Raw genomic sequence first — 12,902 nt, 5'->3', positions numbered from 1 at the left:
GGATATGAGAATGGCCATTCGCGTCGTCGACTATGACCCGGAATGGCCGTCTCTCTTCCGTCGGATCGTCGGTGAGCTCGAGCCGTTGTTCGCCGGTCTCCATCCCGTCTTTCATCACGTCGGCAGCACATCCGTCCCCGGACTGGCCGCCAAGCCAAAGATCGACCTGCACGCCGCCTTTGCGAGCGCGGATGCCCTTCCCGAGGCGATCGAGCGTGCGCAATCGCTTGGCGCCTTCACCTTTCACGGCGACAAATACCAGCAACAGACCTGGACCTTCACCAGCGGCAAAGGCTCACACGGCGCCCGGCTCTATCTCTGCTCGGCGGACAATGCCGTGCTGCGAGACCGGATCGCTTTTCGGGATTATCTCCGCTCCCATCCAGAAAGAGCGAACGCCTATGCCGCCCTCAAGCTGAAGCTCATGGGCGAGGCAAATGACGATTGGGATTATTATACCGGAGGCAAGCGCGACTTCGTGTTGGAGACGCTGCGGCTGGCTTCTGAGGAGCAGTAACCAGCCGCGCTCGGATTATTCGTTATCGCCGCGGCCTGAGACGATTTCACGTTTGCCGACGTGGTTTGCCGGGCCAACCAGCCCTTCCTTCTCCATGCGCTCGACCAGCGAGGCGGCACGGTTATAGCCGATGCCGAGACGGCGCTGGATGTAGGAGGTCGAGCACTTCTTGTCGCGCATGACGACCTTGACGGCCTGCTGGTAAAGCTCGTCGCCATCCTCAGCGCCCATGGCGCTCTTGTCGAAGACCGCGCCGTCCTCTTCATCCTCGGCTTCATCGTCCTCGCCGGCCGTGACGGTATCAAGATATTCCGGCCGGCCCTGCGTCTTCAGATGTGCCACGACCTTCTCGACTTCCGCGTCGGAAACGAAGGGGCCGTGGACACGAGCAATGCGGCCGCCGCCCTGCATATGCAGCATGTCGCCCTGGCCGAGCAGCTGTTCGGCGCCCTGCTCGCCGAGGATCGTGCGGCTGTCGATCTTCGAAGTCACCTGGAAGGAAATGCGGGTCGGGAAGTTCGCCTTGATCGTGCCGGTGATGACATCGACTGACGGGCGCTGGGTTGCCATGATGAGATGGATGCCGGCAGCACGCGCCATCTGTGCGAGACGCTGGATTGCGCCTTCGATCTCCTTGCCGGCGACCATCATCAGGTCGGCCATTTCGTCGACGATGACGACGATATACGGCATCGGCGCGAGATCCAGTTCCTGCTGCTCCTCGATCGGCGCACCGGTCTGCCGGTCGAAGCCGACCTGGACCATGATATGGATGGTCTCGCCCTTTTCACGGGCCAGGGAGACGCGGCCGTTATAGCCGTCGATATTGCGGACGCCGAGGCGCGACATCTTGCGATAGCGCTCCTCCATCTCGCGCACCGCCCATTTCAGCGCCATGACAGCCTTCTTGGGGTCGGTGACGACGGGCGTCAGCAGGTGCGGGATGCCGTCATAGACGGAGAGTTCCAGCATCTTGGGATCGACCATGATCAGGCGGCACTGTTCCGGCGTCATGCGGTAGAGCAGCGACAGGATCATGGTGTTGATGGCAACGGACTTGCCCGAGCCGGTCGTGCCGGCAACGAGCAGATGCGGCATCTTCGCGAGTTCGGCGATCACGGGTTCGCCGCCGATCGTCTTGCCGAGTCCGAGCGCCAGCTTGTAGCCGCTCTTGTCGAAATCGTCGCTTTCGATCATCTCGCGGAAATAGACGGTTTCACGCGTCGCATTCGGCAGTTCGATGCCGATGACGTTGCGGCCGGGAACGACAGCCACACGGGCAGACAGTGCCGACATGGATCGGGCAATATCATCGGCAAGGCCGATGACGCGGGATGATTTTACGCCGGGCGCCGGCTCGAATTCATAGAGTGTGACGACAGGACCAGGGCGGACATGGATGATCTCGCCCTTGACGCCGAAATCCTCCAGCACGCTTTCGAGAAGGCCGGCATTCTGCTCCAGCGTTTCCTGCGACATGATCTCGCCAAGCCGCTCCGGCGGCTCCTGCAGCAGGGCGCGCGGCGGGAATTCGTAGCCGGATGCATCGACTTTTTCGACGATCATGCGGGCCGGACGAAGCGGCGACGGGGCAGCGGCGGCGATTTCGACGCGCGCCACGGGCAGCACTTCGGACTGCGGCTGCGTCGGCTGGATGACCGGCGCGGCCTGGGTAAAGGGCGATTGCGCGGCTGGCTGCGCAGCAACGGGTGGCTGGACGACAGCAGTCCCGGCAAGCGGAGGGCGGGCCGGCGGCCGACTCAGGGGTGCTGCGGCTGCCGGAGGACGAGCCGCCCGGACGGGTGCAGCGGCGGAGGGCGGGGCAGCGCGTGGTGTTACCGGTGCAGGATTATGCCGGCCGGGACGCCATTCCATGATGCGGAAGCGCGAGGTGATCGTTTCGGGTTCGGCCTGCGACAGGTTGATCATTGGCGCACGTGACGGCTCGGCGTCCGTCTCCTCAAAAGCCATGACTTCCCAGAAAGCGAAATCCGAGATCGAGGAAAGCTCCGATGCGGCGCGCAGCGTGGTTTCCACGGATGCGGCGGTAACCGGCTGCGGCTGTGCTTCCGTCTGCTGGTCGATGACCGGCTCGACCACTTCCGGAAGATAGATATCGAAGGGCACGTTGACCGTGATCGGCCCTCGCATCGGCACTGGTTGCTGTGCGGCCGGGGATTGCGGTGGGGGCGCAGGTTGCGGCACAGGAGGAGCAACGACGACGATCTCCTCGCGAACAGGCTCTTCTGGGGCGCGGCGCTTGCTGATCAGCGTTTCCGGTGTGCGGGTGAAGCGGACGTTCGGGGCGAGCGAGAAATTGCTCTGCCAAAGCGGCGGCACCGGCTTTTCGCCTTCATATTCCACGGGGGCATTTTCCACGGGATGTTCAGCTTCCAGTCCGGACGAGAAATCTCCGGCATCCGTCAAATTGGTTCTGGGAAAACGCATGCGACAGCTACTCACTCACGCTTGGTAAATTCGGACATCCTTCCGGATAGGAAATGAAGGTTAATAAGTTCCTTCCAGCCGTTCCGTTGCGGGACGGCCAAAAAGAGGAAACTCCATTGGTTTCAGAGATTTGAGTCTTCAGGAAAAATCTTTGGGGTAATCTGACGAAGCGCCTAAAGCGCGGCGCGATCTTTCAGATCCGCTTGCCGCACTTCGGCTTTCGTTTTCGCATGCCGTTGCCGCAAAACCGCTGCGCAGTTTTGCGCGACATGCCTTAATGCGCCTCGTCCCAATTGGTGGCGGCGCGTGCGTCGACCCGAAGCGGTACGCGCATTTCAAGGGCCGGCGAGGTGGCATTTTCCATCACCGAAACGATTGTTGGCATCGCCTTTTCAACATCCTCGTCTTCGACCTCGAAGATCAATTCATCGTGCACCTGCAAGAGCATGCGCACCCGATCGGCAAGGCCTGCCTCGGCGAGCGCCGGCTCGATCTTGATCATAGCGCGGCGGATGACGTCAGCGGCCGAACCCTGGATCGGTGCGTTGATGGCAGCACGTTCGTTGAAGGCGCGGACCGAAGGATTGGACGAGCGGATTTCCGGATAATTGATTCGGCGGCCGAAGATCGTCTCGACATAGCCCTTGTCGCGGGCCATCTGCTTGCGGCTTTCCATGTAATCGCGAATGCCGGGGAAACGCTCGAAATACTTCTTGATATAGTCGCCGGCTTCCGAGCGCTCGATGGAAAGCTGGTTGGCGAGACCGAAGGCGGAAATGCCGTAGATAATGCCGAAGTTGATCGCCTTGGCGCGGCGGCGCACCTCGGCCGGCATGCCCTCGACGGGAACGCCGAACATTTCGGAGGCGGTCATGGCGTGGATGTCGATGCCGTCTTCGAAAGCGCGCACGAGCTGCGGGATCTCAGCGACATGGGCGAGCACGCGCAGCTCGATCTGGCTGTAGTCGGCCGAGATCAGCTTGTGGCCGGGCGATGAAATGAAGGCGGTGCGAATCTTGCGGCCTTCGGCGGTGCGGACTGGAATGTTCTGAAGGTTCGGCTCCGAGGAGGAAAGGCGGCCTGTCGTCGTCGATGCCAGTGAATAGGAGGTGTGCACCCGCTTCGTTTCCGGATGGATGTAACCCGGAAGCGCATCCGTGTAGGTGGACTTCAGCTTGGTGAGCTGGCGCCAGTCGACGATCTTGCGCGGCAGCTCGAAGCCGGCCGCCGCCAGGTCTTCCAGCACGCTTGCCGAGGTCGACCACTGGCCGGTCTTGGTCTTGCTGCCGCCGGCAAGGCCCATCTTGCCGAACAGAATGTCGCCAAGCTGCTTAGGAGAGCCGATATTGAACCTCTCGCCGGCAAGCTGATAGATTTCATCCTCGAACCTGGCTGCCCCCTGAGCCAGTTCGCCCGACAGGCGCGACAGGATCTGGCGGTCGACCGTGATGCCACGTTCTTCCATGCGCGCCAGAACAGGCACGAGCGGACGTTCCAGACGCTCATAGACGCGCGTAAGCTGAGTAGCGGCAAGGCGCGGCTTCAGCACCATCCAGAGGCGCAGCGTCACGTCGGCGTCTTCTGCGGCGTAGTGGGTCGCGCGCTCGATATCCACGAGGTCGAAAGTGACGTTGGACTTGCCGGAGCCGGCAACATCCTTGTAGGCGATCGGTGTGTGTCCGAGGAATTTTTCAGACAAGGGGTCCATGCCGTGCGCGCCCGTGCCGGCATCGAGCACATAGGATATCAGCATCGTATCGTCGAAACTCTTCGTCTCGATGCCGTAGCGCTTCATCAGCAGGTAGTCGTATTTCAAGTTCTGCGCCACCTTGAGGATCGATTCATCCTCCAGCAGCGCCTTCAGCCGCAATAGCGCGTCGCGCATCGGGATCTGGTTTTCCGCGAGCCCACCGCCGAGCAGGTCACCGACGCCCGTCTTGTGGCTGATCGGCACGTAGGCGGCGCGGATGCGTGTGCCGGTTGGGTCTGTCGCATTATCGGCAATCGCCAGGGAGAAGCCGACGAGCTCGGCCTGCATGGCATCGAGCGAGGTCGTTTCCGTATCGAAGGCGACGAGGCCGGTGTCCCGCGCGTCGGCGATCCACCGATCGAGGGTCGCTAGGTCGCGGATCGTCACATAGGAGGAATGGTCAAACGGCAGGGTCGCAAAAGCCTCTGCCCGCGCCTTGGCAAGATCGGCCGGCGCAAACGTGCCTTCGACCGCAGTTTTCGCCTTTGCACGCGGCGGAACCGCGACGGCCTCGCCACCTACGTCAGGGATAGTGCCCGCGACAGGCTCCGGCTCGGCTGCATCGAGATCCGGGCCATGCGCTTCCGCACCCCATTCGATCTTCACGAAAGCAGGCTCGATCTCGCTGGCATCGCAATTGCAGACTTCCGCGACACGGCGCGTCAGCGTCGTGAACTCCATGGTCTTCAGGAAGCCGATCAGCTTGGGGCCGTTCTGCGGCTCCAGGATGAGCGCGTCGAGGCCAAGCTCCAGCGGCACGTCGGTGCGCAGGCGCACCAACTCGCGGGAAAGCTTCGCCTTGTCGATGTTTTCGAGAATCGTCTGGCGACGCTTTTCCTGCTTGATCTCGTGGGCACGCTCGAGAAGGGTATCGAGATCGCCATATTCGGCGAGAAGCTGGGCGGCCGTCTTGGGACCGATGCCCGGAATGCCCGGAACATTGTCGACGGAATCGCCGGTCATGGCCTGCAGGTCGATCATCTTTTCCGGCGGCACACCCCATTTCTCGATGACATCGGGGATGCTGATCTGCTTGTCCTTCATGCTGTCATACATGTGGACATTGGTCGTGACGAGCTGCATCAAATCCTTGTCGGAGGAGACGATCGTCACGTCGGCGCCGACGGCTTCGGCCTGGCGGGCATAGGTGGCGATGATATCGTCGGCTTCGAAACCTTCCGTCTCGATGCAGGGAAGATTGAAGGCGCGCGTCGCCTCGCGGATCAGGCCGAACTGCGGCACCAGCTCTTCGGGCGGTGCCGAACGGTTCGCCTTATAGGCGTCATAGAGATCCTTGCGGAAGGTCTTCGACGAATAGTCGAAAATTACGGCGAGATGAGTCGGCGTGGCGGCCACATCGGTGCTGCGTGCATCCCTCAGCAGCTTCCAAAGCATGTTGCAGAAACCCGAGACGGCGCCGACCGGCAGGCCATCGGATTTGCGCGTCAGCGGGGGCAATGCATGAAAGGCCCGGAAGATGAAGCCCGAACCGTCGACAAGGAAGAGATGATCGCCTTTTTTCATGGCAGCATGGATAGCGCGGCGGTTCTTCGAGGTCCATATAAACTTGGTTGTGCAAAAAGATTCCGCCTCACCAAACTGTTACCAATTTGTAATAGGCGGTTTTTTCCCTTTCCCTTGAAAAACCACAATTTCAATCACAAATCTGGCTTACCGGCGTTTGATCGCGCCGCGGGTCTGATAGCCGGCTTGTCCCCCGCCCGCGTCAGGCTTGGACAAAGGCCTCATCCCCCTCTCCGGGCCTTTGTCCTCATTTTCAAGCCGCCATGGCCTTCCTCCAGGCCGTGGCGGCTTAGTTTTTCGGCCATTCGCTGCAGCACTCAAAAATTAAGAGCTTCGTTCCTATGTTTTGATGGATCGCATGCGATTTGTTGCATTGTCTACTGCACGATTTTGAGCCTAACTTACAATCATGGGATTTAATCGAATGGAATCCGGCGCCTACCTTGCCAGCCAGCTGGCCAAGGGTTTTGCCCGCTCGCTGCATCAGCGCGCGGCAGGGCTCGGCTTTTCTCCCGGCCAGTTCCCGATACTTCTGGAGCTTTGGGCCGAAGACGGGCTGACCCAGAAGCAGCTTCTGGAGCGCGTCGATATCGAGCAGGCGACGATGGCCAACACGCTCTCGCGCATGGCGCGTGACGGGCTGATCGAGCGTCGCCCTCACCCCACCGACAAGCGCGCCCAGCTGATCTTCCTAAGCGAGAAAGCCAAGGCAATGGAAACGGAAGCCATCGACACGGCGCGCGAGGCCGATCTTGCCCTATTCAAGGGCTTCCGGGCCTTCGAACGGGAGCTGATGCTGGAATATATCCGGCGCCTCATCAACAACGCAAAGGCACTCTGAATCGCCCTGGGCGGCGGCTGCGCTTTATTACCTTCGCCTCGGCATGTCTGCAATCTGCGCCAACTCCAGCTCAGCGACCTGCGGCGCCTGTCGAAACATCGTGATTGGCGAGATGCTCGATCCTCTCTTCGGTGCGCGTGCGCTGAGCGAGTCACGAACGACGAGAACATCGCAATGGCGTCCGCGATAAACGATCGGCCGTGTGGCGACCTCGACACGGATCTGTCTCTCATCCTTGGCAATCAGCAGCATTTCCCGGTGACCACTCTCGCTGGCCGACATCGCATTCCTGGGCACGGAAGAGAAGGAGCATGGTCGTCAGGCTGCCGACGAGGCAGACCCTCACCGCTGCGATAACCAGCCGCCATTAGGCGCCACCACTGCATTTATTGTAGCATTTAGCGCCAACATAACACCCTGAAATTTGACGCTCGAAACCACAGCCAATTGGGTCTATCGTCCGGCGGAATTCCAGAAGGAGTCGGAAATGACCGAACTAAATCCTATCCTTGCGCGTGCGGACCAGAATCTCGATTCAAGCCTTGAAAAGCTGTTTGAGCTGTTGCGCATCAAGTCGATCTCGACCGATCCGGCCTACAAGGCCGAATGCCGCAAGGCAGCCGAGTGGCTCACCGCCTATCTGAGGACACTGGGCTTTGACGCCTCGGTTCGCGACACGCCCGGCCATCCGATGGTGGTCGCCCATCATGAAGGCGCCTCGGCTGATGCGCCCCACGTCTTGTTCTACGGTCACTATGACGTGCAGCCGGTCGATCCGATCGAGCTATGGGAAAACGATCCTTTCGATCCCGCCGTCAAGGACGCCGGCAATGGCCGCAAGATCCTGACCGGCCGCGGTACTGCCGACGACAAGGGTCAGCTGATGACTTTCGTCGAAGCCTGCCGCGCCTACAAGGAAATCAATGGCGCCCTTCCCTGCCGCGTCACCATACTTTTCGAGGGCGAGGAAGAATCCGGCTCGCCGTCGCTGAAGCCGTTCCTCGAAGCCAATGCTGCCGAACTCAAGGCCGACTATGCCCTCGTCTGCGACACCAGCATGTGGGATCGCGATACACCGGCAATCGCGGCTGCCCTTCGTGGTCTTGTCGGCGAGGAAGTCGTGGTGACGGCTGCCGACCGCGACCTGCATTCCGGCCTTTTCGGCGGTGCTGCCGCCAATCCGATCCATATTCTCGTGGAAGCACTTGCCGGCCTGCATGACGAGACCGGACGCATCACGCTCGACGGTTTCTACAACGGCGTCGAAGAAACACCCTCCAATATCAAGGCATCCTGGGAAGCGCTCGGCAAGTCGGCCGAAAGCTTCCTCGGCGAAGTCGGCCTCTCCATCCCCTCGGGCGAAAAGGGCCGCTCGGTCCTGGAACTCACATGGGCTCGGCCGACGGCCGAGCTCAACGGCATCTGGGGCGGCTATACCGGCGAAGGTTTCAAGACCGTGATTGCCGCCAAGGCATCGGCGAAGGTTTCCTTCCGCCTCGTCGGCACACAGGATCCGGCAGCGATCCGCGAAAGCTTCCGCAATTACGTTCGCTCGAAGATCCCGGCCGACTGCTCGGTCGAGTTCCATCCGCATGGCGCCTCGCCGGCCATCCATCTTTCCTATGACTCGCCTGTTCTGACCAAGGCGCGGACCGCGCTTTCGGATGAATGGCCGAAGCCTGCCGTCGTCATCGGCATGGGCGGCTCGATCCCGATCGTCGGCGATTTCCAGAAGATGCTCGGCATGGAATCCCTGCTCGTCGGCTTCGGTCTCTCCGACGACCGCATCCATTCGCCTAACGAGAAATACGAGCTTGCCTCCTACCACAAGGGCATCCGCTCCTGGGTGCGTATCCTGACTGCACTGAAGGCCTGAAACGAAAAAGGCGTGCCCGCGCTCTCGCGCGGCACGCCATCCGAAATCTGCCAACAAAAAGGCCGGTTCGAACCGGCCTTCCGTTATCCGCCTCATCTCAGTGCCAGTACATCCGTGGTCAAAGGAGAAGCAGATAATGCACAGCCAGAGTGATCCTGAAGGATTAACGACCGGTAAACGATCCATCCAACCAGATCTCGGAAACGGTATCACCGACAGGGCGCACAACATTTCCGGGCTGCGATTTCTTGAACCTTATATCGGAAGCCGCCTTTTACATTTCAAGGCCCCGAATAAAAGCTTGACCGCCGTTCAAGCTTCGTTCATCCGAACGCCCCTATAAGCCTTTGAAAGACAAAGTGAAACCTGCGCTGCGTGACCTGCGCCGCAGGCGCTCTATCTTTGCCCCGCCGGGGAAATGTCGCTCCCGACGCCCGGCGTCCGTCGTTCATCGCGAGGAGTAAAAGGTGAAACATATTCTTCTGAAAATTGTCGCGGGTGGTCTCTTGCTGCTGGCGCCTGCCATTGCCGAAGCGGCGCAGGGCATTTCGACTGCGAACGTGAACATGCGTGCCGGCCCGAGCACGCGCTATCCTGCCGTCGCCGTCATTCCAAACGGCACGCCGCTGCAAATCCGCGGCTGCCTTGCCGATACGCCCTGGTGCGATGTGGAATTCTATGGAGGCCGCGGCTGGGTTTCCGGCCGATATGTCCAGGCGACCTATGAGCGGCGTCGGATCTATGTCGGCCCGCAATATTACCGTCCGCTCGGTATCCCGACAGTGACATTCAGCGTCGGCCCATATTGGGACCGCTACTACCGCAACCGCGATTTCTATCATGATCGCGACCGCTGGCGCCGCGGGCCGGACTATTATTATCGCGATCGCGGCCCCTATCGTCCCTAGAGAAAAGGACCCGACGTATCTCGTGATACGCCGGGCCTGATATTGATCGGCGCGTGTTGAGGGGAGACGGCCGATCTGAGCGGGACGTGAGGGGTATGTCCCGCTTCTGATAAAACTACCGCGAAGCCTATTGGTTCCCTCACCAGCCAGAAGATGTGCGACGCTGGATAGCCAGCAGGTCGCGCATCTCCGCATAGGAGCCAAGGAGATCTTCAGCCGGCTCGCCGCTGCGTGGAGCGCGTCCGCTTCCGGGACGGGCGGACGTCGTGGCGATATGTGTCGGTTTTGTCACGGTCTCAACGAATTGCGGCCATGCGGGAACTCGCGGCTGGTTAACGGAGAAAAAACAGCCAGGCGGGGTACTTGGCCGTATTGGTGTTGTTCTTAACAGCCCGTTAATTCACCGCATTTACAGTTCAGTCGAATAAAACCGTTGCTCTGGGGCGCGGTCTTATAACAAGGGTCAACCGCTCCACGATGGTAGCCAGACGCAGATCAGACGACAGGATCGAACCGTCCTTCAACGGCCGTGGGCGCCGTGAGGAGGATGACGAATTCGCGCTCGATGCCGACGACCGCATCGACGGGCGGCACGGCTCCAAACGTACATCAAAATCTCCCGCCCCCCGCCGCGCATCGGCGAAGCGCCGTCCCGAGCCTCGGAAACGCGAAGGCGGCGGCCTGTTCGCATTCCTGCGCAGGGTCGTGTACTGGTGCATCGTGCTTGGCATCTGGGCCGGCATCGGTGTTGCCGGGCTCGTGTTCTATTATGGTTCGCGCATGCCGAGCGCCAGCACCTGGGCAATCCCAGAGCGGCCGCCCAACGTCAAGATCACCGCCGTGGACGGCAGCGTGATCGCCAATCGCGGCGCGACCGGCGGCGAAGCACTCTCGCTGGAGAACATGTCGCCCTATATTCCGGAAGCCGTCATCGCCATCGAGGACCGTCGTTTCTATTCGCATTTCGGCGTCGATCCGTTCGGACTTGCGCGCGCCTTCATCAACAACTTGACGGGCCAGCCGATCCAGGGCGGCTCAACGCTGACGCAGCAGCTTGCCAAGAACCTGTTCCTCTCGCCCGACCGCACGCTGGAGCGCAAGGTGCAGGAAGTGCTGCTCTCCTTCTGGCTGGAGCAGAAATACACCAAGGACCAGATCCTTGCGATGTATCTGAACCGTGTCTATTTCGGCTCGAATGCCTATGGCGTTGAAGCGGCGGCCCGCCGCTATTTCAACAAGTCGGCGCGCGACGTGAACCTCGGCGAAGCTGCACTGCTTGCGGGTCTCGTGAAGGCACCATCGCGACTTTCCCCGGCACGCGATGCGGAGGCGGCAAACGCCCGCGCGCAGGTCGTGCTGCGGGCGATGCGCGATCAGGGATATATCAGCGCGGACGAAATCAAGACGGCGATGTCACAGACGCCGGCTTCTGCCCGAAGCTATTGGTCGGGCGCCGGGCAATACGTCGCCGATATGGTGATGGACGAGCTGCAGGGGCTGGTCGGCGACGTGAAGGAAGACGTCATCGTCGACACGACCATCGACAAGACGCTCGAAAAGAAAGCCGAGCAGTCGCTGGTCGACGTGCTCGACAAAGAGGGCGGCAAGTTCGATGCGTCGCAGGCAGCTCTCGTCTCGATCGACGGCACGGGCGCGATCCGGGCGCTTGTCGGCGGCAGGGATTATGCGACGAGCCAGTTCAACCGCGCCGTCAAGGCCAAACGCCAGCCAGGCTCCTCCTTCAAACCATTCGTTTATGCCGCCGCACTTGAAAAAGGCCTGACGCCGGATTCCGTCTTCAACGACGCGCCGATCCGCATCGGCGACTGGACGCCTGAAAATTACGAGAAGAAATACAACGGCGAAGTGACGCTCCGCACCGCGCTCGCCAAGTCACTGAACACGGTGGCCGCCCAGCTCGTGATGTATGACGGGCCGGATCAGGTGATCAAGCTCGCCCATCGTCTCGGCATCGAATCAGACCTACAGCCCAATGCCTCTATCGCACTCGGCACCTCGGAAGTGTCGCTCATGGAGCTGACATCCTCCTATGCCGCCTTCATGAACGGTGGCTACAAAGCGACGCCGCATGTGATCCGCCGGGTGACCACCACTGATGGCAAGGTGCTTTACGAGAACACCTACGACAATCCGCCCCGCGTGTTATCCGAGCAGATCGTCGCCGAAATGAACATGATGATGATGGGCGTCATCAACGGCGGCACAGGCTCGAGCGCCAAGCTTCCCGGCTGGCAGGCGGCCGGCAAGACCGGCACGACGCAAAACTCACGCGACGCATTGTTCGTCGGCTTCACCAGCAACCTGACGACAGGCGTATGGTTCGGCAATGACGACGGCAAGCCGATGAAGAAGGTAACCGGCGGAGGGCTTCCGGCCAAAGCCTGGAAGGAATTCATGGTCGCCGCGCATAAGGGGCTTTCTCCAGCGCCGCTCTTCGGCATGGGCCAGACACTCCCCGACTCTGGCACCGACCTCGGCAACGGCCAGCCGATGGCGCAGGCTCAGCCGGCTCCCGAGCAGCCTTCGACGGTCGGCAGCATCATTTCCGGCGTTTTTGGTGGGAATGCCGACCTGAACCGTTATCCGCCGGCGCCCGGACAGTCGCGGGCGGTGACGCCGGTGAATGGCGGACCTGTGCCGTCCGCCGATGTTGCCGACGGCGGTTACGACGACATGGTGCCGCCCGGTGATGTGGGCGGACCGCAAGCAACGTCAGGGGCGCAGCCGCGACGCACGACCCTGCTCGATCTCATCATGGGGCAGTAGACAGTATTGGAACGGGATATGAAGGCCTTTCGGGAGCACGTCCTGCGCAAGGCTCGGCATGCAAGATTTGCGTGGTTCGACGGTGCAAAGCAGACCCTTTTCCGGCTACTGTAAAAATTGAATGCAACACATTCGTTTTGCTGGATTCCGGGTCATTTCTCGCCTTGCAGTCCAGAAATCCGCTCCTTATATACGCCGCATCACCGCAATCACGATTGCGTAATCTTAGTAGACCCATCCCGTAAGGGGCT

At 60.9% G+C, this 12,902-nt stretch carries 8 protein-coding genes and 1 pseudogene; 5 read left to right on the top strand and 4 right to left on the bottom strand.

Translation table 11 applies throughout. The features are described from left to right. Positions 1-10 precede the first annotated feature (10 nt). Positions 11-517 carry a GrpB family protein gene (locus tag ACK9YZ_RS21595; RefSeq protein WP_416065108.1) on the top strand — a complete coding sequence of 169 codons (507 nt, stop codon included), beginning with the start codon at positions 11-13 and terminating at the stop codon, positions 515-517. Between the two features lie 15 nt (positions 518-532). Here the strand turns inward: ACK9YZ_RS21595 and ACK9YZ_RS21590 are convergent, their stop codons facing one another. Together ACK9YZ_RS21590 and polA are read right to left on the bottom strand one after the other, a co-directional pair. Further along, the gene (locus tag ACK9YZ_RS21590) at positions 533-2,965 is read right to left on the bottom strand and encodes a DNA translocase FtsK (RefSeq protein WP_416065107.1); all 2,433 of its coding nucleotides are present in this window, start codon (positions 2,963-2,965) and stop codon (positions 533-535) included. Positions 2,966-3,239: 274 nt separating this feature from the next. After that, on the bottom strand, positions 3,240-6,239 hold the full coding sequence (gene polA / locus ACK9YZ_RS21585; RefSeq protein ID WP_416065106.1) for a DNA polymerase I: 3,000 nt from the start codon (positions 6,237-6,239) through the stop codon (positions 3,240-3,242). 424 nt (positions 6,240-6,663) lie between these two features. Between polA and ACK9YZ_RS21580 the strand changes: the two genes are divergently transcribed. Further along, positions 6,664-7,080, top strand: coding sequence for a MarR family winged helix-turn-helix transcriptional regulator (locus tag ACK9YZ_RS21580; protein ID WP_216756525.1), 417 nt, complete (start codon positions 6,664-6,666; stop codon positions 7,078-7,080). A 27-nt stretch (positions 7,081-7,107) separates the two neighbouring features. On the opposite strand, the gene ACK9YZ_RS21575 is transcribed toward ACK9YZ_RS21580, so the two are convergent. Next, complete coding sequence (locus tag ACK9YZ_RS21575; protein WP_416065105.1) at positions 7,108-7,362, bottom strand: hypothetical protein; 255 nt, start codon at positions 7,360-7,362, stop codon at positions 7,108-7,110. Between the two features lie 205 nt (positions 7,363-7,567). Between ACK9YZ_RS21575 and ACK9YZ_RS21570 the strand changes: the two genes are divergently transcribed. Together ACK9YZ_RS21570 and ACK9YZ_RS21565 are read left to right on the top strand one after the other, a co-directional pair. Continuing rightward, a complete protein-coding gene (locus tag ACK9YZ_RS21570; protein WP_416065104.1) occupies positions 7,568-8,956 on the top strand; it encodes a dipeptidase in 1,389 nt (462 codons plus the stop codon). 467 nt (positions 8,957-9,423) lie between these two features. Then, positions 9,424-9,846: pseudogene (locus tag ACK9YZ_RS21565) on the top strand (SH3 domain-containing protein); the annotation flags it as partial. A 157-nt stretch (positions 9,847-10,003) separates the two neighbouring features. Here ACK9YZ_RS21565 and ACK9YZ_RS21560 read toward each other — a convergent pair. Then, on the bottom strand, positions 10,004-10,156 hold the full coding sequence (locus tag ACK9YZ_RS21560) for a hypothetical protein (protein WP_416065103.1): 153 nt from the start codon (positions 10,154-10,156) through the stop codon (positions 10,004-10,006). A gap of 185 nt (positions 10,157-10,341) precedes the next feature. Between ACK9YZ_RS21560 and ACK9YZ_RS21555 the strand changes: the two genes are divergently transcribed. Further along, positions 10,342-12,651: a transglycosylase domain-containing protein gene (locus ACK9YZ_RS21555; protein WP_416065102.1), complete on the top strand. Its 2,310-nt coding sequence runs from the start codon at positions 10,342-10,344 to the stop codon at positions 12,649-12,651. Positions 12,652-12,902: the final 251 nt, after the last annotated feature.

Source organism: Rhizobium sp. ZK1 (genome assembly GCF_047782645.1).
Classification (GTDB): domain Bacteria; phylum Pseudomonadota; class Alphaproteobacteria; order Rhizobiales; family Rhizobiaceae; genus Rhizobium.
Note: the sequence above shows the minus strand (reverse complement) of the source record. Positions and strands in the feature narration are given on the sequence as shown.

Excerpts from the sequence above, each read along its gene's own strand:
- ACK9YZ_RS21595 (WP_416065108.1), top strand. The coding sequence starts at position 11 with ATGGCCATTCGCGTCGTCGACTATGACCCGGAATGGCCGTCTCTCTTC.
- ACK9YZ_RS21590 (WP_416065107.1), bottom strand. The coding sequence starts at position 2,965 with ATGCGTTTTCCCAGAACCAATTTGACGGATGCCGGAGATTTCTCGTCC.
- polA (WP_416065106.1), bottom strand. The coding sequence starts at position 6,239 with ATGAAAAAAGGCGATCATCTCTTCCTTGTCGACGGTTCGGGCTTCATC.
- ACK9YZ_RS21580 (WP_216756525.1), top strand. The coding sequence starts at position 6,664 with ATGGAATCCGGCGCCTACCTTGCCAGCCAGCTGGCCAAGGGTTTTGCC.
- ACK9YZ_RS21575 (WP_416065105.1), bottom strand. The coding sequence starts at position 7,362 with ATGTCGGCCAGCGAGAGTGGTCACCGGGAAATGCTGCTGATTGCCAAG.
- ACK9YZ_RS21570 (WP_416065104.1), top strand. The coding sequence starts at position 7,568 with ATGACCGAACTAAATCCTATCCTTGCGCGTGCGGACCAGAATCTCGAT.
- ACK9YZ_RS21555 (WP_416065102.1), top strand. The coding sequence starts at position 10,342 with ATGGTAGCCAGACGCAGATCAGACGACAGGATCGAACCGTCCTTCAAC.